We start from the raw sequence: 18,854 nt of genomic DNA on the forward strand, positions 1-18,854 counted from the left end.
TGAGGTCTCGTCATGGGTGCTGAGCGGTCTCGGGGCGCCTCCAGCGTGGCGAAGGACGACATCATCACCCCGTTCCAGGTGGACGCGCTCGATCTGCGCGGGCGCGCGGTCCGGCTCGGGCCGACGCTGGACGCGGTGCTGGCGCATCACGATTACCCCCCGTCGGTGAAGCGCGTGGTGGGCGAGGCGGTGACGCTGGCGGTGCTGCTCGGCTCGTCCCTGAAGTTCGAGGGCCGCTTCATCCTCCAGACCCAGACCGACGGGCCAGTGGACATGGTGGTGGCGGATTTCGTGAGCCCGGACAAGATCCGCGCCTATGCCCGCTTCGACAAGGACGCCCTCGCCGAGGCCGAGACGCGCAACGCCGCCACGCCGGCGGCGCTGCTCGGCAAGGGCCACCTCGCCATGACCATCGACCAGGGCATCTCGTCCAACCGCTATCAGGGCGTGGTGGCGCTCGACGGGTCGGGGCTGGAAGCGGCGGCGCACGAATATTTCATGCAGTCCGAGCAGATCCCCACGCGGGTGCGCCTCGCCGTGGGCGAGGAGGTGCGCGCCGGCGGCGCCTCCTCCTGGCGCGCCGGCGGCCTGCTCGCCCAGTTCCTGCCGCAGGATGCGAGCCGCGCCCGCATGGCCGACCTGCCCGGCGGCGACGCGCCCGAGGGCGCCGAGTCCCACGCTTTGGCCGAGGACGACGCCTGGGTCGAGGCCCGTTCGCTGGTGGGCACGCTCGAGGACGTGGAGCTGATCGACCGCGAGCTGTCCAGCGAGCGCCTGCTCTACCGCCTGTTTCACGAGCGCGGCGTGCGCGTGTTCGACACCCTCGCCATCGCCGCCCATTGCTCCTGCTCACGCGAGCGGGTGTCGGGCGTGCTCGCCTCCTTCTCCCGCGACGAGCGGCGCGACATGGTCCAGGACGACGGCAAGGTGACGGTCACCTGCGAGTTCTGCGGCCGGGTCTACGGCTTCTCCGCCGACGAGGTGCTGGGCGGCGCCGATTCCTGATCCGGGCGCCCGTTCGGGCGCCGCCGGCATCGCCGAAGCGTCGGATCTCGCCCATGGAATTCGTGCTGGCTCCGGCGGCGGCCAGCATGCACCATCCGCCCGCTGCTGCGTCGTGGCGAGGTAGAAGAGTCGATGTCTCGGGGCCTGGAAGAGGATGGAGAGGAGCGTGCCTCGGCGGCGAGCGAGCTTGCGCTGACGCCGCTCGGCGGCGAGTTCGCGGACCCTGCGCTCGAGCGCCGCTTCAGGACCGACCGGTTCGCCGACTACCGCCGCAACGCGCGGCTCCTGTTCGTGCTGTCGGCAATGCTCAACAGCGCCTTCCTTGTGAGCGACTGGCGCTTCGCGGGGACGGACCATTTCTACGTCGCCGTGTCGGCGCGCCTGGCGGTGGTGGCGGTCTCGCTGTTCTGCCTTGCCTTGGCGCAGACCGCGACGGGGGTGCGGGCGATCTACGCGATCTCCCTCTTGTGGCAAGCGGTGACGGCGGTGGGCGTGGCGGTGCTGGTCACCTCGCGCAGCGACATCGCGCTGTTCGTGGTGCTGCTCTTGCCCACGGTGTTCTATCTCACGGTGCCGCTGCCGTTCGTGTGGACCGTGATCGGCGGCGTGGGCGCGAGCATCCTGCTGCTGGTCGGCTACATCGATCCGGCCGAGGGCTGGCGCGCCGCCACCGGGCTGGCGCTCGCGGCGGCGGTGCTCAACTGGGCGCTCGTGCTCATGGTGACGCGCGCCAACCGGCTCGACCGGCGCCAGTGGGCGGCGATCCAGGCCGAACGCCGCGCCAATGCGCGCCTGTCGGAGAGCGAGAACATCCTCGAGAAGACCTTCCAGGCGGTGCCGGTGCCGCTGGTGGTCACCAGCCTGAAGGACGGGCGCGTGCTGCGCTACAACGAGGTGGCCGCCCGCTTCTACGGCGCCCCCGAGAGCGAGCATATCGGCACCAGCATCCTCAAGGCCTATGCCGATCCCTCCGTGCGCGAGCGCCTGGTGCGCCAGCTCGAGACGGACGGCTTCGTGACCGGCTACGAAACCCGGGTCCGGCTCGCGGACGGCAGCGTGCGCGACGTGCTGCTGGCGGCGCGCCGCACCGAGATGGAGGGCGCGCCCTGCGTCGTCGCGGCGGTGATCGACCTGTCGGAGCGGCTCGCCGCCGAGCAGAAGGCGCGCCATGCGGCGACCCACGATGCGCTCACCGGCCTGCCCAACCGGGCGGCATTCCAGGAGCACCTTGAGCGCGCCTTCCGCGAGCGGCGGCTGGAGCAGGGCATCTGCCTGCTGATGGTGGATCTCGACGGGCTCAAGGACGTGAACGACACGCTGGGCCACGACGCGGGCGACGTGCTGATCACGGAGACCGCGCACCGCCTCGCTCTGGTGGTGGGCGAACGGGCCACGCTGGCGCGCTTCGGCGGCGACGAATTCGTGGCGCTGCTGCGCTGCCGCGATGCGCTCACCGCCGGCGTGCGTCTCGCCCAGGCCATCACCTCGGACCTGCGCCGGCCGGTGCAGCACGACGGACGCCATCTGTCGACCCGCGCCAGCGTCGGCATCGCCGCCTGCCCGGAGCATGACAGCACGCCGGCCGAGCTGATGAAGGACGCCGACCTCGCCCTCTATACCGCCAAGCAGCAGGGCCGCAATCGCGCGGTGGTCTATGCGCCGGCCATGCGCCAGGCGGTGTCCGAACGCGTCGCGCTCTCGCGCGACATCGCTGCCGCCCTCGCCGACGACCAGATCGTGCCCTACTACCAGCCGAAGATCTGCCTCTCCACGGGCCGGCTTACCGGGTTCGAGGCGCTGGTGCGCTGGCAGCGCGACCGCCAGACGGTGCTCGCGCCGGCCGCCTTCAGCCTCGCCATGGAGGATGCCGAGCTGGCACTCCTGATCGGCGAACGCATGGCGCGGCGCGTGGCCGCGGACGTGCGCGGCTGGCTTGAGGCGGGTCACGGCATCGGCCGGATGGCGCTCAATGTCTCTCCGGCCCAATTCACCCACCGCGAGCTCGCCACCTCGATGCTGCGCCACTTCCACGCCGCGGGCGTGGAGGCGCACCATTTCGACGTCGAGATCACCGAGACCGTGTTCCTCGGGCGCAATTCCGACTTCGTGGCGCCGATCCTGGACGAGCTCTACCGGGCCGGGGTGCGCATCGCCCTCGACGATTTCGGCACCGGCTACGCCGGCTTTACCCACCTGAAGCAGCTGCCCATCGATACCATCAAGATCGACCAGAGCTTCGTGAAGGACATCGAGCAGGACGCGTTCGACACCGCCATCGTATGCGCGGTGATCGAGCTCGGCCGCAATCTCGGCATGCAGGTGGTGGCCGAGGGCGTCGAGACCCCGGGCCAGGCGCGCTTCCTGAAGGCGCGCGGCTGTGCATTCGCGCAGGGCTACCTGTTCGCGCGGCCCATGCCCGCCTCCGACGTGGCGGTGTTCCTGCGGGCCGAAGGACGCCAGGCGGCCGAAGCGCGCCTGCGCCTCGCCACTTAGGGGCCGCTCCCGGCAACCTGCTTGGGGCCGCGGCGCCGGATCGCTGCGTCTCGGGAGAGGAGGGCCGATCGCGCCCTAGCGATCGAGGAAGAAGCCCACGGACAGCGCCACCACCGGCGGCTGCCAGGCGTGGGGGCCGTGATACTCCATGTACGTCACGTCGTAGCCCGCCGCCTTGAGCAGGCGGGCATGGGCGCGGCCGCTGCGGTCGATGGGGATCTGCGTGTCCTCGATGCCGTGGGAGATGAAGACGCGGGGCGCCCCCTCCTGCAGGTGCACCGACATGAAGCCCGCCGACGAGACGATGACGTGGGTGACGAACCGCCCATTGGTGAGGCCGAGCGACAAGGCGTAGCTGCCGCCGTCCGAATGGCCGGCGAAGGCGATGTGCGTGGGATCGAGCGTGAAGCGGGCGGCGACCTCGGCCAGCGCTTGATCGAGCCGCTCGCGGTCCGGGCCGTTGCCGGCGATGACGATGTCCCAGGTGGGGAACAGCGATTGCGGCACCAGCAGCAGGAAGCCGCGGGCGAGGGCGTGCTGCTCCATCATGGGCAGGATCTTCTGCGCGCTGCCGCCGCCGCCGTGGAACAGCACCATGAGGGGAGTCGGCACCTCGGGATCAATCCCCTCGGGCACCACCAGCAGCGTGTCGCGCTCGGCGAACAGGCCCAGGTCGTTCCGGCCGGCGGGCAGCGCCGGCTTTGCGCGCGGCACGTCGGGCGTGAAGGAGAGGCGGCCGGCCAGGCCGGGATCGATGGCGCCGTCGAGCATCGCATTCCTCTGGTCGACCGGATACGGAACACCCGATCCATGGCCCGACGCCACGCGCGGCGTCAAGCACCCGGTACAGTCAGCCGGCGCTGCTCCCGTCGTGCTCCAGCGCACGGCGCAGCTCCGCCAGATCCTTCCGCAGCCGGTCCAGCTTCTCCCGGGAAAGGCCGGAGGCGGCGAACAGGCAGCCCGGCACCGAGGCGGCGTTCTCCCGCAGCGCCCGGCCCTGGTCGGTGAGGCGCACCCGCACCACCCGCTCGTCCTGCCCGTCGCGCGCGCGGCGCACATGGCCCATGGCCTCCAGGCGCTTCAGCAGCGGCGTCAGGGTGCTCGATTCAAGGCCGAGCGCATCGCCGAGGGCCCCCACGGTGCGGTCGTCCTTCTCCCAAAGCGCCACCATGGCGAGATATTGCGGATAGGTCAGGCCGAGCGGGTCGAGCAGCGGCTTGTAGAAGCGCGTCATGGCATGCCCGGCGGCGTAGATCGCAAAGCACAGGAACTCGTCGAGCGGGGGGAAAGGCGGCGTGCTGCGCGCGCCCTCGGTCGGGGTCTTCAGCGCGGTTCCGGCGGAGCCGGATCGCGGCGGGGATGGCGGCGAGGATGGCGGCATGTCGAACGTCCTGTCCCGCCGGTTCCGGAGGACAGGCGGGCGCGAGAGGGGCGGAGGGTTCCGCGGGCCTCTCAAAAATAATTAGCGCGCGATATAATCGCAAGCGTTGACATCCGGAGGCGGCCTCCGTAGATAAGTCGTGTTCGATTAAATCGCTTTCGATTTATAGCGCGAGGGCGCCGCAAGCCAGGAGACCTCCCATGTCCGTCAACGTCCTGTACGCCACCTCCGCCCGCGCCAATGGCGGCCGCGAAGGCCGCACCGCCACCCTCGACGGCGCGCTCGACCTCAAGCTGGCGCGGCCCAAGGAGCTGGGCGGCGCCGGCGCGCAGGGCGTCAATCCCGAGCAGCTGTTCGCCGCCGGCTATTCGGCCTGCTTCCTGAGCGCCATGCAGTTCGTCGCCTCCCAGGGCGGCACCGCCAAGGTGCCGGCGGACGCCACCGTCACCGCCACCGTGGGCATCGGCCCGCGCTCGGAAGGCGGCTTCGGCCTGGAGATCGCGCTCGCCGTGAGCCTGCCCGGCGTCGAGCCTTCCGCTGCCGAGGCGCTGGTGGAGAAGGCGCACCAGGTGTGCCCCTATTCCAACGCCACCCGCGGCAACATCGACGTCAAGCTCTCGGTGGTCTGATCGCCCGCTCCCCGCCCGGCCCGGGCGGGGAGCGCCTGCGGGCGACGTCCGCGCGCGCCAATCCTTTCGAGGATTGAACAGCACCGGCTCTTGCATTCATAATTCGCCCATTGGCGGCGGCGCCGGCGCATCGGTGCCGGCCGGCCCAGAGGGAGCGCGCGACGGTGTCCGAAGCGGGATTGATCTCACGGCGCAGCATGCACGACGAATTGGTGGATCTGCTCCACGCCATGCTGCTGCGCGGCGAGCTGCGCGCCGGCGACAAGATCAACGAGCAGGCGCTGTGCGCGCGCTTCGGCGTCTCGCGCACGCCGCTGCGGGAGGCGCTGAAGGTGCTCGCCTCCACCGGGCTGATCGTGCTCTCGCCCAATCGTGGCGCCAGCGTCGCGCGCATCACGCCGCAGGAGATCGATCAGCTTTTCCCCATCATGGGCGCGCTGGAGGCGCTCGCCGGCGAACTCGCCTGCGCCCGCATTTCCGACGCGGGCATCGCCGAGATCCGCCGCATGCACGACGAGATGGTCGCGCACTTCCGGCAGGGCGACCCCGCCGCTTACATGAAGCTCAACCGCGCCATCCACGACGCCTTCTTCGCCGCCGCCGGCAATGCCGAGCTGACCCAGCTCTACCACAACCTTTTAGTGCGCATCCATGCGGTGCGCTTCACCGCCAAGAAGTCGCCCGAGCGCTGGGCCGAGGCGGTGCGCGACCACGAGCAGATGATGGCGGCGCTGGAGCAGCGCGACGGCCCGCGCCTCGCCGCGGTGCTGAAGGAGCATCTGATGCACAAGTCCGGCATGGTGCACGAATCGCTCGGCGAAGGCGCCGCCGCGGCCGCCGAGTGAGCCGTCCGCCCCCGGCCCGGCCCGGCGATCCGCTCGACCGGGTCGACACGCCGGCGCTCCTGGTGGACCTCGACGCGATCGAGGCCAACATCGCCGCCATGGCCGCGTTCGCCCAAGCGGCGGGGTGCGCGCTGCGCCCCCACGCCAAGACCCACAAATGCGTGGAGATCGCCCGGCTCCAGCTCGCCGCCGGCGCCGCCGGCCTGTGCTGCCAGACGGTGGCCGAGGCCGAGGCCATGCTGGCGAGCGGGGTGCGCGATCTGCTGGTGACGAACCATGTGGTCGGGCCGGCCAAGCTCGCGCGCCTCGCCGCGCTGGCGCGCCGCGTGCGGGTCTCCACCCTCACCGCCGATCGGCGCCACGTGGCCATGCTGTCGGCCGCCGCGGTGGCCGAAGGCGTGAGCTTGGAGGTGCTGGTGGAGATCGACGCCGGCGACGCGCGCATGGGGCTCGGCGAGAGCGACCTGCTGCCGGTGGCGCGGGCGGTGGCCCAATCGCCCGGCCTCGTGCTGCGCGGGCTCCAGGCCTATAGCGGCCCGTTCCAGCACGTGCGCGAGGCCGGCGCCCGGACGCAGGCGGCGGCCGAGACGGCGCGCCGGGCGGCGCGCGCCCGCGACCTGCTTCGGGCGGAGGGCCTTGCCTGCCCGCTGATAACCGGCGGCGGCACCGGCAGCTTCCAGGACGATGCCGCGCTCGGCGTGCTCACCGAGATCCAGCCCGGCTCCTACGTGTTCATGGACCGCGACTATGCCCGCAACCGCGACCGCGGCGGCGGCCCCTACAGGCCCTTCGCCCAGAGCCTGTTCGTGCGCGCCGGCGTGCTGCGCGCCCGCGCCGACGGGGTGTGCTACGTGGATGCGGGCGCCAAGGCGCTGAACCTCGATTGCGGCATGCCGGAGGTGGCCGGGCGCGGTGACCTTTCATTCACCAAAGCCAGCGATGAGCAGGGCCGCATCGAGCCCGCCGACCCCGCGCGGGCGCCGGAGCTCGGCGCGGCGCTGATGCTCGTCCCCTCCCATTGCGACCCCACGGTGGCGCTCTACGATACCCTGGTCGCGGTGCGCGGCGGACGGGTCGAGGCCCTGTGGGCGGTGGCGCCGGACCCCGCCCGATCGCCGCCCCCGGACCGGTGAGCCGGCCTCCCACTTGCCCCGCAAGCCATTGATGTTCGACGGTTTCAGAGCCCGGCGCCAGCCTTGGCGCGCGGCCGGTCCGAGCGGCGTGCCCATGGCCCGCGCGGCAAGCGGCGGCGCGGAGGCTGCGGTCTGCGCGCCCTCAAGTTGTGATTCTGCCGTGCTGCTCCAGAAACAATAAAGTTCCCGGCGCTAAGACAAATTTTAGAGGCTTGACCGTATTGTGGTCTGAATGGGGCAAGCATGGTTACCCGGCGTTAGATATTCGCCACATGGGCGCCGTGTTTGATTTTCGTGGTGTGGCGATCCGGCTACAGACGCGCGGGGCAGATCTCGTTAGTTATTGCGCCATCGTCGGAGTCGCCTTCGCGGGGCGGGCCGACACCAACAAGAAGGTAACTGTCATGTTCAAGCGTACCCTTCTCGGAGTTTCTGCCCTCGCGCTGATGGCGGCCTCGGCTTCCGCCGCGGATCTCGGCACCCGCTATCCGGTGAAGGCGGCGGTGGTCCCGGTGCAGATGTTCTCGTGGACCGGCTTCTACATCGGCGGCAACGTCGGCTATGCGTGGGGCAACAGCTCCTTCGACTACACCCCGTTCCTCGGCCCGACCTATTCCTATGACCTCGGCAATGCCGACGGCTTCACCGGTGGTCTGCAGGCCGGCTTCAACTACCAGTTCGCCAACAACGTGGTGCTCGGCCTCGAGGCCGATCTCCAGTTCGCCGACATCGGCTCCAACAACCTGCTGATCGGCGGCCCGGTGGCCGGCGCGCTGGCTTCCCAGAGCCTCGACACCTACGGCACCATCCGCGCCCGCCTCGGCTATGCCGTGGACCGCTTCCTGCCCTACATCACGGGCGGCGCGGCCTGGGCCAACACCTCCTATACCGGCCCGTTCGGCTGGACCTCGGACAGCACCCACTGGGGCTGGACCATCGGTGGCGGTCTCGAATACGCCATCACCAACAACTGGACCGTCAAGGGCGAGTATCAGTACCTCTCGTTCGACGGCGACGGCTACACCTATCTGAACGGCGATCAGGTGAAGACCAATTTCGACATGAGCGTGCTCAAGGCCGGCGTGAACTACAAGTTCTGATCGACCACCACATCCTCGACCTCAGGGCTCCCGGCGTCGCCGGGAGCCCTTTTTGCTTTCCGCAGCGTCCGCACACGCGCTCGTGAGCGGCGTCACCACCCTGCCACGGCTTCGCCCTTGGCCGGCCATCGCATGGCCGGCTCGGCCTGCCAGCGTGCCCGCCGATCGAGGAAGAGGTGGGTCATGAAGGGTGTCGTGCTTGCGGGGGCGGTGCTTTCGGTGATGGTGGCGGGACCGGCCCTGGCGGCTGATCTCGGCCGCGCGCCGGCGCCGGTCGCCAAGGCGCCGACCGTGGTGCCCGCGCCGGTCTTCTCCTGGACCGGCTTTTATATCGGCGGCAATGCCGGCTACGGCTGGGGCAGCGGCACCGATGCCCTGAACCTTGCCGACGTCAACCCGTCCGGCTGGTTCGCCGGTGGCCAGGTGGGATTCAACTATCAGTTCGCGAACAATGTGGTGGCCGGCATCGAGGCCGATTTGCAGGGCGGCGACATCTCCGCCTCCACCGGCGGCCTGTCCAGCAGCCTCGACATGCTCGGCACGGTGCGCGGCCGTCTCGGCTATGCGTTCGACCGCGTTTTGCCTTACGTGACGGGCGGTCTCGCCTACGGCAACAATTCCGTCGACACGCTCGGCTGGAGCCAGTCGCAGACCCATGTGGGCTGGACCGCGGGCGCGGGCATCGAATATGCCCTCACCGACCATTGGACCGCCAAGGCCGAGTATCTCTACACCGACCTCGGCTCGAAATATTACGACAATATCGGCGCCGACGCGGGCGTCACCGCTCACACCGCGAAGATCGGCATCAACTACAAGTTCTGATCTTCCCGTCCGGGTGCGGGGGAGAGGGCCGGTTCCCGCAAGGGGCCGGCCCTTTTTCTGGCCGGGCGGCGTCGCTTCCCCCATCGACATGGCGGCACAGGCGCGGCATAGCGGGCGCGATGTCGCTCCTCGTCCGCACCTCGCTCGTCTCGGCCGCGACCCTCGGCTCGCGCCTGCTCGGCTTCGCGCGGGATGCCGCCACCGCCGCCGTGCTCGGTGTCGGGCCGGTGGCGGACGGCCTCGTCGCCGCTCTGGCGCTGCCGCTGCTGGCGCGCCGCCTGCTGGCGGAGGGCGCCTTCAACCTCGCTTTCCTTCCCGCACTCGCCGAGGCGGAGGCGGGCGGGGCCGCCGGCGCGCGCGGCCTCGCCAAGGCGGCCTTCGTGCTGCTCGCCGGCGCCCTGCTGGCGGCGGCGGTGCTGGCCGCCGTCTTCATGCGCGAGGTGATCGGACTGCTCGCGCCGGGTTTCGAGGCGGGCGGGGCGCGCGCCGAGGTGGCGGTGCTGTGCGGGCGCGTCGCCGTGCTCTATCTGCCGCTCTCTGGCATGGCCGCGATCTTCGGCGGCATCGCCAACCGCGCGCACCGCGTGCTCCTGCCCGCGCTCGCCCCCATGGCGGCGAACCTCACCGTGCTGGCGGTGATCGCGGCGCTGCTCGCCGAGGGGCTGATGGAGAGCGACGCCGCCGCCTTCGCCATCGCCGCGGCGAGCGTGGCGGCCGGCCTTGCCCAATTGGCGCTGATGCTGGCGGCGGCGCGCTTCTGCCCGCCGGCGCGCTTCCTTGGTGCCGTAGCCGACTGGCGCGGCGGCCTTGCGGTGCTGCGCGCCGCCTCTCCGGCGCTGCTGTTCGCCGGCATGAGCCAGTTCCGCCTCATCATCGTCATCGCCCTGGTCTCCGCCGTGCCCGGCGCGGTGGCGGCGCTGAACTACGCCCAGCGCCTGATGGACCTGCCGCTCGGCCTCGTGGGCGCCAGCGCCGGCGCGGTGCTGCTGCCGGCCCTGGTGCGCGAGAAGGGGGAGGGGGATTCCGCCGCGCGCGCGCTGGTGGCCGCGCTCGCCTTCGCCTTGCCGGCGGCGGCGGGTCTTTGGGTGCTCGCCGAGCCGATCGTCGTCACCTTGTTCCAGCGCGGCAGCTTCGATGCACAGGATGCGCGGGCGACTGCGCTGTTCCTCGCCGTGCTGGCGCTCTCGCTGCCGCTCCAGGGGCTGGAGCGCATCCTCGCCGCCGCCGCCTCGGCGGCGGGCCTCGTGCGCGCGGCCGAGAAGGTGGCGCTGCTCTCGCTGGCTTTGTGCCTTGCTTCCGGCGCCGGGCTCGGCGCGGCCTTCGGACCGGCGGGGGCGGCGGGCGGCGCCGCCGCCTCGGCTGCCGGCGCGATCCTGGCGCTCGGCGCGCTGCTGGCCCGGCGCGGCGCGCTGCGGCTGGAGCGCGGGCTCCTCTTCGCCGGGGCCGGCATCTGCGGCGCGACGCTCGCCATGGCGGCGGCGGTCGCGGCGCTCGCCGCCTCCTGGCCCGCCCCGGAGGGCGCGGGCCTTGCCGCCGCCTTGCGTCTCGGCGCGCTCATCGGCGCCGGCGCCCTCGTCTATGGCGCCCTGCTGCTGCCGCTGCGCGCCCTCCTGCGGGGCCGCCAGGCCGGCTGAGGCGGGAGCGGCCTTGCGCCCGGCCGCGCCGGCGTTCTATGACGCCCCACGCCCGCGCAGGGCGATCCGGGTTTTGAGGCGGTGTGCCGCCATCGAGGAGGTCGCCATGGCGGCGGTCGTTGAACGCGTCTTCTCCGGCGTGCAGCCCACGGGCAATCTGCACCTCGGCAATTATCTGGGCGCCATCAAGCGCTTCGTGGAGCTGCAAAAGACCCACGCCTGCATCTATTGCGTGGTGGACCTGCACGCCATCACGGTCTGGCAGGACCCGCAGGAGCTGCGCCGCCACATCCGTGAGGTGACGGCGGCGTTCATCGCCTGCGGCATCGATCCCAAGGCCCACATCGTCTTCAACCAGAGCCAGGTCTCCGGCCACGCGGAGCTCGCCTGGATCTTCAACTGCGTCGCCCGCATGGGCTGGCTCAACCGCATGACGCAGTTCAAGGAGAAGGCCGGCAAGGACCGCGAGAACGCTTCGGTCGGCCTGTTCGCCTATCCGACCCTGATGGCCGCGGACATCCTGCTCTACCGCGCCACCCATGTGCCGGTGGGCGAGGACCAGAAGCAGCATCTGGAGCTGACGCGCGACATCGCCATGAAGTTCAACAACGACTTCGCCGCTTCGATCGCCGCCAACGGCCATCCGGACGGCTACTTCCCCCTGACCGAGCCGCTGATCGCGGGTCCCGCCACCCGCGTCATGAGCTTGCGGGACGGGGCGAAGAAGATGTCGAAGTCGGACGCCTCCGACTTCTCCCGCATCAACCTCACCGACGACGCCGACGCCATCGCCTCCAAGGTGCGCCGCGCCAAGACCGACCCCGAGCCGCTGCCCTCCGAGGAGGAGGGCCTGAAGGGTCGGCCGGAGGCGGACAATCTGGTCGGCATCTTCGCCGCGCTCGCCGACACCTCGAAGGCGCAGGTGCTCACCGAGTACGGCAATGCCCAGTTCTCCACCTTCAAGGGCGCTTTGGTCGACCTCGCGGTGGAAAAGCTCGGCCCGATCGGCGCCGAGATGCAGCGCCTGATGGGCGACCCCAGCGCGATCGACGCTATTCTCGCGGATGGTGCGCGCCGAGCGCGGGTGATAGCCGACGAGACGATGCGCGACGTGAAGGACATTGTCGGGCTCGTGCGTTCCTGAGCATTCCGCGGGAGGCGGGCATGGCCGACGACGCGTTCACGGACGAGGAACGCGCCGCGGTCTACCGCTGCATCGACAGCCGCCGCGACGTGCGCCGGGAGTTCCTGCCGGACGAGGTCCCCGACGCCGTCGTGGACCGCCTGCTCGCCGCCGGCCACGCCGCCCCCTCGGTTGGGTTCCTTCAGCCGTGGAATTTCATTGTGGTTCAGGATGTTGCCACCAAGGCGGCGCTGCACGCCGCCTTCACCCGCGCCAATGCCGAGGCGGCGGCCATGTTCGACGGCAAGCGGGCGGGCCTCTACCGCTCGCTGAAGCTGGAAGGGCTGTGCGAGGCGCCGCTGCTGCTGTGCGTCACCTGCGAGCGCGACCGCGCCGGCCCGGTGGTGCTCGGGCGCACGCACCAGAGCGAAATGGACCTATTCTCAACGGTTTGCGCGGTGCAGAACATCTGGCTCGCGGCGCGGGCGGAAAATCTCGGGCTCGGCTGGGTCTCGATCCTCTCGCTTTCGGACCTCAGGACGATCCTCGGCATTCCCGAGCACGTCCTGCCCATCGCCTTGCTATGCATCGGCTACGTCTCGCATTTTGCCGCCACGCCCGACCTCGAGCGGGCCGGCTGGCGCCGGCGCCTCGCGCTCGCGGATCTGGTGTTCTCGGAGCGCTTCGGCGCCCGGCGGCGGGAGACCCCATGAGCCGGTCCGCGCCTGTCACTTCCAAAGCCGGCGAAATCGGGTGGCCACGCTTTCAAGCCTCTGCTGGAATGCGCATCGTTCATGTCCAGGGAGATGCCCCGTGCTGGCGCTCGATGCCCCGCTCCTTCCCGCGCGCCGCCCCATGACCGCGACGCCCGCCACGCCGCTGGAGATCGCCGCCAGCGACTACAACGTGGTGCGCCGCGCGGTGGAATACGTGTCTCTCCACGTGCGCCGCCAGCCGGAGGTGGAGGAGATCGCCTCCGCCGCCGGCGTATCCGCGCGCGCCCTCACGGAGCTTTTCCGCCGCTGGTGCGGGCTCACCCCGAAGGCGTTCCTTCAGGCGGTGACGCTGGATCGTGCCCGCCGCATCGTCGCCGAGAGCGCCAACGTGCTCGATGCGGCGCTGGAACTGGGCCTGTCCGGCCCGGGCCGGCTGCACGATCTGTTCGTGGTGCACGAGGCCATGTCGCCGGGCGAATGGAAGACCGGCGGGGCCGGCCTCCTCATCCGCTACGGCTTCCATCCCTCGCCGTTCGGCATGGCGCTCGCCATGGCGACGCCGCGCGGCCTGTGCGGCCTCGCCTTCGCCGATGCGGGAGAGGAGGCGGCGGCGCTCGCCGACATGCGCGCGCGCTGGCCCAATGCCGCCTTCGTCGAGGAGCCGGCCGCCACCGCCCCGCTGGTGGCGCGCATCTTCTCCCCCGGAGCCTGCCGGGACCACCAGCCGCTGCGCATTGTCTTCATCGGCACGGACTTCGAGATCCGTGTCTGGGAGACGCTGCTGCGCATCCCGCTCGGCCGGGCGACCACCTATTCCACCATCGCCGAGCACGTGGGCAGCCCCAAGGCGGCGCGGGCGGTGGGCGCGGCGGTGGGCAAGAACCCCATCTCGTTCGTGGTGCCCTGCCACCGCGTGCTCGGCAAGAGCGGCGATCTCACCGGCTATCACTGGGGCCTGACCCGCAAGCGCGCCATATTGGGCTGGGAAGCGGGCAAGGTGGAGCCGAAGGCGGGGTGAGGCAGCGGCCGGGCGAGGATCGGCGCCTTTCAGCGCGGAGCCCGCCGGCGGACGAAGATGGCGCGGCCTACCCCACCCACCCCCTCAGTTCCCGCTCCACCACCGCCTCCAGCACCCGCATGCCCTCCGGCGTGGCGTTGAGGCAGGGGATGGCGGCGAAGTGCGCGCCGCCATGGTGCAGGAAGATCTCCTTGTTCTCGCTGCCGATCTCCTCCAGCGTCTCCAGGCAGTCGGCGACGAAGCCGGGATTGAACACCGCGAGCCGCTTCACGCCGCTCTCCGCCAGCGCCTTCACCGTCATGTCGGTATAAGGCTGGAGCCATTCCTCGGTGCCGAAGCGGGACTGGAAGGTGAGGCGCAGCTTGTCCTCGCCCATGCGAAGGCGCGCGCGCAGGAGGCGGGCGGTCTTGGCGCACTGGCAGTGATAGGGATCGCCCTTCAGGAGGTAGGATTTCGGCACGCCGTGGAACGAGGCGAGGATCACCTCCGGCTCGAAATCCAGGGCGGAAAGGTGCTGTTCCAGCGAGGTCGCCACCTGGTCGATATAGACCGGGTCGTCGTGCCAGGGCGGGGCGACGCGGATGATGGGCTGCCAGCGCATGGCTTTCAGCGCGTCGAACGCCTTGTCGCAGACGGTGGCGGTGGTGGCGGCGGAATATTGCGGATAGAGCGGCACGATCAGGATGCGCTCGCAGCCCTGCGCCTGGAGCGCCGCGATGCGCTCGGCGATGGGCGGCTTGCCGTAGCGCATGGCCCAGTCCACCACGATGCGCGGGTCGCGCGCGGCAAGGTGCGCGGCGAGCTTCTCGGCCTGGTCGCGGGTGATGGTCTTCAGCGGGCCTTCGTTACGCTCATTGTTCCAGATGCTCGCATAGTCCTTGCCCTTGGGGCCGGGGCGCTTGGTGAGCACGATGGCGTTGAGCACGAACCACCACACGATGCGGTTCACCTCGATCACCCGCCGGTCGGAGAGGAACTCCTTCAGATAGGCGCGCATGGACCAGTAGTCCGTGCCCTCCGGGGTACCCAGATTGACGATCAGCACGCCGATCCGGCCAAAGGCCACCTGCGGGTGGTCCTTCGGGAAAGGGGAGGTGTCGGGCGTGAAGGCGGGGGCGACGCTCTCGTTCATTCTCTCAACCTCTGGCGGCCGGGCGCGCTGCCATTGGGGCACGGGCGCGGCGCCGGTCAATGCGCCGGCGACCTCCATGTCTTTTACGCGGCGCCGGCGCCCACGGATGCGCGCGCCCTTGCCGCAGGCCCGCGCGACCGAGCGGAGGCCGCCCGGAAGGGCGGGCATCTGCCGGACAGGACGGGAAGAAGGAGGGATGGTGGGCGCGACAGGGATCGAACCTGTGACCCCTACGATGTCAACGTAGTGCTCTCCCGCTGAGCTACGCGCCCCTCCGCAGGAGCGGCCTCTATATCGGCTCCTCTCGCCGGAGGCAAGGCGGGGCGCGCAGGCAATGGTGGACGGCGCGGCGGCCCGTCGGTTTGCTCCGGAAGGTGGGGCGGCGTATGGATTTTGCCGACAGGAGGTCGCCATGTCCCAAACCCAGCCGACAGTCGATCCCGCCGAGGTCGCCCGCTTCGACGCGCTCGGGGCGCAGTGGTGGGACGAGAAGGGCAAGATGGCGCCGCTGCACGCCATGAACCCGGCGCGCCTCGCCTTCCTGCGCGATGCGCTGGTGCGCCGCTTCGGCCGCGATTCGCGCGCGCTGCGCCCGCTCAAGCGCCTCTCGGTGCTCGACATCGGCTGCGGCGGCGGGCTGCTCAGCGAGCCGCTCGCCCGCATGGGCGCGCAGGTGACCGGCATCGATCCCGCCCCCGGTAATGTCGAGGTGGCGCGCGCCCACGCCGCCGAGGCGGGGCTCGACATCGAATATTTCCCCGTCACCGCCGAGGAGCTCCTGGCGCGCGGCGCGCGCTTCGACGTGGTGGTGGCGCTGGAGGTGGTGGAGCACGTGGCGGACGTGGCGCTGTTCGTGCGCACCGCCGGCGCTTTGGTGGCGGAGGGCGGCGCGCTGGTGCTCTCGACCCTGAACCGCACCCCGAAGAGCTTCGCCCTCGCCATCGTCGGCGCGGAATACGTGCTGCGCTGGCTGCCGCCGGGCACGCACCGCTGGGACCGCTTCATCACCCCCGACGAGCTCGAGGCGACGCTGGCCGGCGTAGGCTTCGCGGTCGCCGAGAAGGCCGGCATGGTCTATGACCCGCTGAAGAGCGCCTTCCGCCTCAGCGAGGACATGGACGTGAACTATTTTCTGGTTTGCGCGCGTAGCTGAACTAAAAGACAGTTCAGTTGCGGTCCTCCGGCAAAACGGGCAGCGGGAACACCTCCACCTCGTCCTCGCGCAGGGCCTTCACCTCGTCCTTGGTCGCCTCGCCATAGATCGAGCGATGCTCCAGCTCGCCTTCGTGCATCTTGCGGGCGAGGTCGGCGAAATCGGCACCCACATAATCGGCGTTCGAGACCACGTGGTCGCGCAGCCGGCGCAGCAGATCGGCGAGCTCGCCCTCGGGGCGGCCCATGAGCGCCACCGGGGTCGCGCCCGGCGGGGCCTCCTCACGGGCGGGATCGGGAGCCGCCGACACGGCGGGCCGGCCGGTCTTGTCGGTGCGGGCGACGGCGGGCGCCATCACCGCCTTCTCCACCGTGGTGGCGCCGCAACTCGGGCAGGTCACGAGCCCGCGCGCACGCTGGCCGTCATAGCTCTCCGAGGACGGGAACCAGCTCTCGAAGCGGTGGCCGCAGGCGCAGGTCAGCGTGTAGCGAATCACGATGTCGCCCCGACCACGTGCAGGTGCCCGCTCTGTCCCTGAGCCGCCACCTCGAAGCGCCGCCCATGGGTGAGCGAGGGGATGCGGGCGCGGGCGGCGGCGACCTCGGCGAGATCGAGCTCGGCCAGGATCACGCCCGGATCGGTGCCGCCTTCGGCGATCACACGGCCCCAGGGATCGACGATCAAGGAATGCCCGTAGGTCTCGCGGCCATTCTCGTGCCGGCCGCCCTGGGCGGCGGCGAGCACATAGGCGCCGTTCTCGATCGCGCGGGCGCGCAGCAGCACCTGCCAGTGGGCTTCCCCGGTGGGCCGGGTGAAGGCGGCGGGAACCGTGAGCACCCTCGCCCCCGCCTCGGCCAGGGCGCGGTAGAGCGCCGGGAAGCGCAGGTCGTAGCAGATGGTGACGCCGACCGGCACGGCGCCGATCTGCGCCAGCACGGCGCGCTCGCCCGGGCGATAGGCGTTGGATTCGCGATAGCTCTCGCCATTGCCGAGATCCACGTCGAACATGTGGATCTTGTCGTAGCGGGCGGTGATCTCGCCCTCGGGATCGATCAGGAAGGCGCGGTTGACGGCTCGGTTCTCCGACACCTTGAGGGCCAGCGAGCCGACATGGAGGTGGATCTTCTCCTCCCGCGCCGCCGCGCGCAGGCCGGCGAGGGTCATGTCGTCCTCCTCCGCGGCCAGCTTCTCGAACAGGAGCGCGCGGTCGAGCTCCATCATGTTCGTGGTCTCGGGGGTCTGAACGTATTGGGCGCCGTCGCGGGCCGCCTCGCGCACCAAGGCGCGCGCGGCCTCCAGATTGGCCCCGGCCTCGCGCCCGGAGCGCATCTGCACGAGTCCCACCCGCAGGGTGGTCGGCGTGTCGGAGGAGGTCATGCAATGATCTCTCGATGGGTGGGGCGGCGCGCGCGCGGTCCGCAGTCGGTCCATGACTAACCCATGTGGACGCGCCGTGTCACGGCGGCGCGCACGACGCAGGCCGGGCGGCGGTCAGGCCGCCATCAGGGAATCGAGCTTGCCGGCCTCCTCGAGGGCGTAGAGATCGTCGCAGCCGCCCACATGGGCATCGCCGATGAAGATCTGGGGCACCGTGGTGCGCCCGTGGGCGCGGCGCGCCATGTCCTGTTGGCCCTCGGCGTCGGTGGTGACGTCGATCTCGGTGAAGGTCCAGCCTTTGCGGCGCAGCAACTCCTTGGCCGCATGGCAATAGGGACAATAGCTCTTGGTGTAGATGACGATTGGCTTCATGGGATGTCACAGGTGGCCGCGACGGGGCGAATGCCGTCACGAAAGCGTCGCATCATAGGGATTCAGCCCGTTTCCACAACCCGCGCGAAGGTCAAGGCGTCCACTCGCGCGGCACCTGCGCGGACCAGCGCGCGGGCGCAGGCGTCGAGCGTCGCGCCCGTGGTGTAGACGTCGTCGACGATGACCACGCGCGCTTCGGCGACCCGACATGCTGCATCGCCGCGGACGGCGAAGGCGCCTGCCACGTTGGCGCGCCGCGCGGCGCGCGACAGCGTGGTCTGTGACGGCGTCCCGCGCGTGCGCGCGAGCAGATCGGTGCGGGCCGGCACGCCGCTCTCGCGGGCGATGTGGCGCGCCAGCAGCGCCGCCTGGTTGAAGCGCCGCCGCCACAGGCGCAGCGGATGGAGCGGCACCGGCACCAGCACATGGGCCTCGGCGAGCAGCTCGGCGCCGGCCTGGCGCATGAGGCGCGCCATGGGCCGTGCCAGATCTAGGCGGTCGGCATATTTGAGATTGTGGACCAGGTCCCGCGCCACGCCCTCGAACACCACCGCCGCGCGTGCCCGGTGGAAGCTGGGCGGATCGGCGGCCGCGTCGGCGCTGAGCATGGCGCCGGCGTCATAGGCGAAGGGGGCGCCGGTGCGCTCGCAATACGGACGGGTGATGAAAGCGAGGCGGCTCCAGCAGGTCCCGCACAGGCCGCCCTCGGCGCCGGTCACCTGGGCGCAGGAGATGCAGGTCGGCGGCAAGGCCAGGCCGAGCACGCTCTGCCCCAGACGACGCAGGGCGCCGGCGGCCGGACCGAGATGCGACGATGACAGGAGCATGAGGCCCCCTCCCGGCGCAACCATGGGTGGACGGACGGCGGCTGTAAAGATGGCACCACGCTGCCCTCTCCCCCAACGGGGAGAGGGGCCG

At 70.8% G+C, this 18,854-nt stretch carries 19 protein-coding genes and 1 tRNA gene; 12 read left to right on the forward strand and 8 right to left on the reverse strand.

What is annotated here, in order from left to right; genetic code table 11:
• Window positions 1–12: 12 nt before the first annotated feature.
• Window positions 13–1,005, forward strand: coding sequence for an Hsp33 family molecular chaperone (locus ABLE88_RS13070; RefSeq protein WP_348832118.1), 993 nt, complete (start codon window positions 13–15; stop codon window positions 1,003–1,005).
• 132 nt (window positions 1,006–1,137) lie between these two features.
• A complete protein-coding gene (locus tag ABLE88_RS13075) occupies window positions 1,138–3,498 on the forward strand; it encodes a putative bifunctional diguanylate cyclase/phosphodiesterase (RefSeq protein WP_348832119.1) in 2,361 nt (786 codons plus the stop codon).
• Window positions 3,499–3,573: 75 nt separating this feature from the next.
• Here the strand turns inward: ABLE88_RS13075 and ABLE88_RS13080 are convergent, their stop codons facing one another.
• Entirely contained in the window at window positions 3,574–4,269 is a 696-nt protein-coding gene (locus tag ABLE88_RS13080; RefSeq protein WP_348832120.1) for an alpha/beta hydrolase, read from the reverse strand.
• Window positions 4,270–4,348: 79 nt separating this feature from the next.
• A complete protein-coding gene (locus ABLE88_RS13085) occupies window positions 4,349–4,732 on the reverse strand; it encodes a MarR family winged helix-turn-helix transcriptional regulator (RefSeq protein WP_348832191.1) in 384 nt (127 codons plus the stop codon).
• 347 nt (window positions 4,733–5,079) lie between these two features.
• On the opposite strand from ABLE88_RS13085, the gene ABLE88_RS13090 reads away from it, so the two are divergent.
• The 9 genes from ABLE88_RS13090 (at window position 5,080) to ABLE88_RS13130 (ending at window position 13,902) form a co-directional block, all read left to right on the forward strand.
• A complete protein-coding gene (locus ABLE88_RS13090; protein WP_348832121.1) occupies window positions 5,080–5,508 on the forward strand; it encodes an organic hydroperoxide resistance protein in 429 nt (142 codons plus the stop codon).
• Window positions 5,509–5,705: 197 nt separating this feature from the next.
• Window positions 5,706–6,353 (forward strand): GntR family transcriptional regulator, encoded by a 648-nt coding sequence (locus ABLE88_RS13095; RefSeq protein ID WP_348832122.1) that lies wholly within the window; start codon window positions 5,706–5,708, stop codon window positions 6,351–6,353.
• Window positions 6,350–7,486, forward strand: a complete 1,137-nt coding sequence (locus ABLE88_RS13100; RefSeq protein WP_348832123.1) for a DSD1 family PLP-dependent enzyme — start codon at window positions 6,350–6,352, stop codon at window positions 7,484–7,486. The genes ABLE88_RS13095 and ABLE88_RS13100 overlap by 4 nt, the downstream gene beginning before the upstream one ends.
• Before the next feature lie 404 nt (window positions 7,487–7,890).
• Entirely contained in the window at window positions 7,891–8,586 is a 696-nt protein-coding gene (locus ABLE88_RS13105; protein WP_348832124.1) for an outer membrane protein, read from the forward strand.
• 183 nt (window positions 8,587–8,769) lie between these two features.
• Window positions 8,770–9,411 carry an outer membrane protein gene (locus tag ABLE88_RS13110; RefSeq protein WP_348832125.1) on the forward strand — a complete coding sequence of 214 codons (642 nt, stop codon included), beginning with the start codon at window positions 8,770–8,772 and terminating at the stop codon, window positions 9,409–9,411.
• Between the two features lie 119 nt (window positions 9,412–9,530).
• Window positions 9,531–11,045 carry a murein biosynthesis integral membrane protein MurJ gene (murJ, locus tag ABLE88_RS13115; protein WP_348832126.1) on the forward strand — a complete coding sequence of 505 codons (1,515 nt, stop codon included), beginning with the start codon at window positions 9,531–9,533 and terminating at the stop codon, window positions 11,043–11,045.
• Between the two features lie 106 nt (window positions 11,046–11,151).
• Window positions 11,152–12,189, forward strand: coding sequence for a tryptophan--tRNA ligase (gene trpS, locus ABLE88_RS13120; protein ID WP_348832127.1), 1,038 nt, complete (start codon window positions 11,152–11,154; stop codon window positions 12,187–12,189).
• Window positions 12,190–12,209: 20 nt separating this feature from the next.
• Window positions 12,210–12,881, forward strand: a complete 672-nt coding sequence (bluB, locus tag ABLE88_RS13125) for a 5,6-dimethylbenzimidazole synthase (protein ID WP_348832128.1) — start codon at window positions 12,210–12,212, stop codon at window positions 12,879–12,881.
• Window positions 12,882–13,023: 142 nt separating this feature from the next.
• Entirely contained in the window at window positions 13,024–13,902 is an 879-nt protein-coding gene (locus ABLE88_RS13130) for a methylated-DNA--[protein]-cysteine S-methyltransferase (RefSeq protein ID WP_348832192.1), read from the forward strand.
• A gap of 67 nt (window positions 13,903–13,969) precedes the next feature.
• Here the strand turns inward: ABLE88_RS13130 and hemH are convergent, their stop codons facing one another.
• Both hemH and ABLE88_RS13140 read right to left on the reverse strand, forming a co-directional pair.
• Window positions 13,970–15,034, reverse strand: a complete 1,065-nt coding sequence (hemH, locus tag ABLE88_RS13135) for a ferrochelatase (RefSeq protein ID WP_348832129.1) — start codon at window positions 15,032–15,034, stop codon at window positions 13,970–13,972.
• 197 nt (window positions 15,035–15,231) lie between these two features.
• Window positions 15,232–15,306 (reverse strand) — tRNA-Val (locus ABLE88_RS13140).
• 140 nt (window positions 15,307–15,446) lie between these two features.
• Between ABLE88_RS13140 and ubiG the strand changes: the two genes are divergently transcribed.
• A complete protein-coding gene (ubiG, locus tag ABLE88_RS13145; protein WP_348832130.1) occupies window positions 15,447–16,187 on the forward strand; it encodes a bifunctional 2-polyprenyl-6-hydroxyphenol methylase/3-demethylubiquinol 3-O-methyltransferase UbiG in 741 nt (246 codons plus the stop codon).
• Window positions 16,188–16,200: 13 nt separating this feature from the next.
• Here the strand turns inward: ubiG and ABLE88_RS13150 are convergent, their stop codons facing one another.
• From ABLE88_RS13150 to ABLE88_RS13165, 4 genes are all read right to left on the reverse strand, one after another.
• Complete coding sequence (locus ABLE88_RS13150; RefSeq protein ID WP_348832131.1) at window positions 16,201–16,683, reverse strand: DUF1178 family protein; 483 nt, start codon at window positions 16,681–16,683, stop codon at window positions 16,201–16,203.
• On the reverse strand, window positions 16,680–17,564 hold the full coding sequence (locus ABLE88_RS13155) for a carbon-nitrogen hydrolase family protein (protein WP_348832132.1): 885 nt from the start codon (window positions 17,562–17,564) through the stop codon (window positions 16,680–16,682). The genes ABLE88_RS13150 and ABLE88_RS13155 overlap by 4 nt, the downstream gene beginning before the upstream one ends.
• Window positions 17,565–17,678: 114 nt before the next feature.
• Entirely contained in the window at window positions 17,679–17,936 is a 258-nt protein-coding gene (gene grxC, locus ABLE88_RS13160) for a glutaredoxin 3 (RefSeq protein WP_348832133.1), read from the reverse strand.
• A 62-nt stretch (window positions 17,937–17,998) separates the two neighbouring features.
• Window positions 17,999–18,757, reverse strand: a complete 759-nt coding sequence (locus tag ABLE88_RS13165) for a ComF family protein (RefSeq protein WP_510182895.1) — start codon at window positions 18,755–18,757, stop codon at window positions 17,999–18,001.
• Window positions 18,758–18,854: the final 97 nt, after the last annotated feature.

The organism is Xanthobacter luteus (genome assembly GCF_040049235.1).
Taxonomy (GTDB): Bacteria; Pseudomonadota; Alphaproteobacteria; order Rhizobiales; family Xanthobacteraceae; genus Xanthobacter.

What these genes read in the sequence shown, in the direction of transcription:
- ABLE88_RS13090 (WP_348832121.1), top strand. Translation starts at nt 5,080, where the DNA reads ATGTCCGTCAACGTCCTGTACGCCACCTCCGCCCGCGCCAATGGCGGC.
- ABLE88_RS13155 (WP_348832132.1), bottom strand. Translation starts at nt 17,564, where the DNA reads ATGACCTCCTCCGACACGCCGACCACCCTGCGGGTGGGACTCGTGCAG.
- ABLE88_RS13080 (WP_348832120.1), bottom strand. Translation starts at nt 4,269, where the DNA reads ATGCTCGACGGCGCCATCGATCCCGGCCTGGCCGGCCGCCTCTCCTTC.
- ABLE88_RS13095 (WP_348832122.1), top strand. Translation starts at nt 5,706, where the DNA reads ATGCACGACGAATTGGTGGATCTGCTCCACGCCATGCTGCTGCGCGGC.
- trpS (WP_348832127.1), top strand. Translation starts at nt 11,152, where the DNA reads ATGGCGGCGGTCGTTGAACGCGTCTTCTCCGGCGTGCAGCCCACGGGC.
- ubiG (WP_348832130.1), top strand. Translation starts at nt 15,447, where the DNA reads ATGTCCCAAACCCAGCCGACAGTCGATCCCGCCGAGGTCGCCCGCTTC.
- ABLE88_RS13130 (WP_348832192.1), top strand. Translation starts at nt 13,024, where the DNA reads ATGACCGCGACGCCCGCCACGCCGCTGGAGATCGCCGCCAGCGACTAC.
- grxC (WP_348832133.1), bottom strand. Translation starts at nt 17,936, where the DNA reads ATGAAGCCAATCGTCATCTACACCAAGAGCTATTGTCCCTATTGCCAT.
- murJ (WP_348832126.1), top strand. Translation starts at nt 9,531, where the DNA reads ATGTCGCTCCTCGTCCGCACCTCGCTCGTCTCGGCCGCGACCCTCGGC.
- ABLE88_RS13075 (WP_348832119.1), top strand. Translation starts at nt 1,138, where the DNA reads ATGTCTCGGGGCCTGGAAGAGGATGGAGAGGAGCGTGCCTCGGCGGCG.
- ABLE88_RS13070 (WP_348832118.1), top strand. Translation starts at nt 13, where the DNA reads ATGGGTGCTGAGCGGTCTCGGGGCGCCTCCAGCGTGGCGAAGGACGAC.
- bluB (WP_348832128.1), top strand. Translation starts at nt 12,210, where the DNA reads ATGGCCGACGACGCGTTCACGGACGAGGAACGCGCCGCGGTCTACCGC.
- ABLE88_RS13105 (WP_348832124.1), top strand. Translation starts at nt 7,891, where the DNA reads ATGTTCAAGCGTACCCTTCTCGGAGTTTCTGCCCTCGCGCTGATGGCG.
- hemH (WP_348832129.1), bottom strand. Translation starts at nt 15,034, where the DNA reads ATGAACGAGAGCGTCGCCCCCGCCTTCACGCCCGACACCTCCCCTTTC.
- ABLE88_RS13110 (WP_348832125.1), top strand. Translation starts at nt 8,770, where the DNA reads ATGAAGGGTGTCGTGCTTGCGGGGGCGGTGCTTTCGGTGATGGTGGCG.
- ABLE88_RS13085 (WP_348832191.1), bottom strand. Translation starts at nt 4,732, where the DNA reads ATGACGCGCTTCTACAAGCCGCTGCTCGACCCGCTCGGCCTGACCTAT.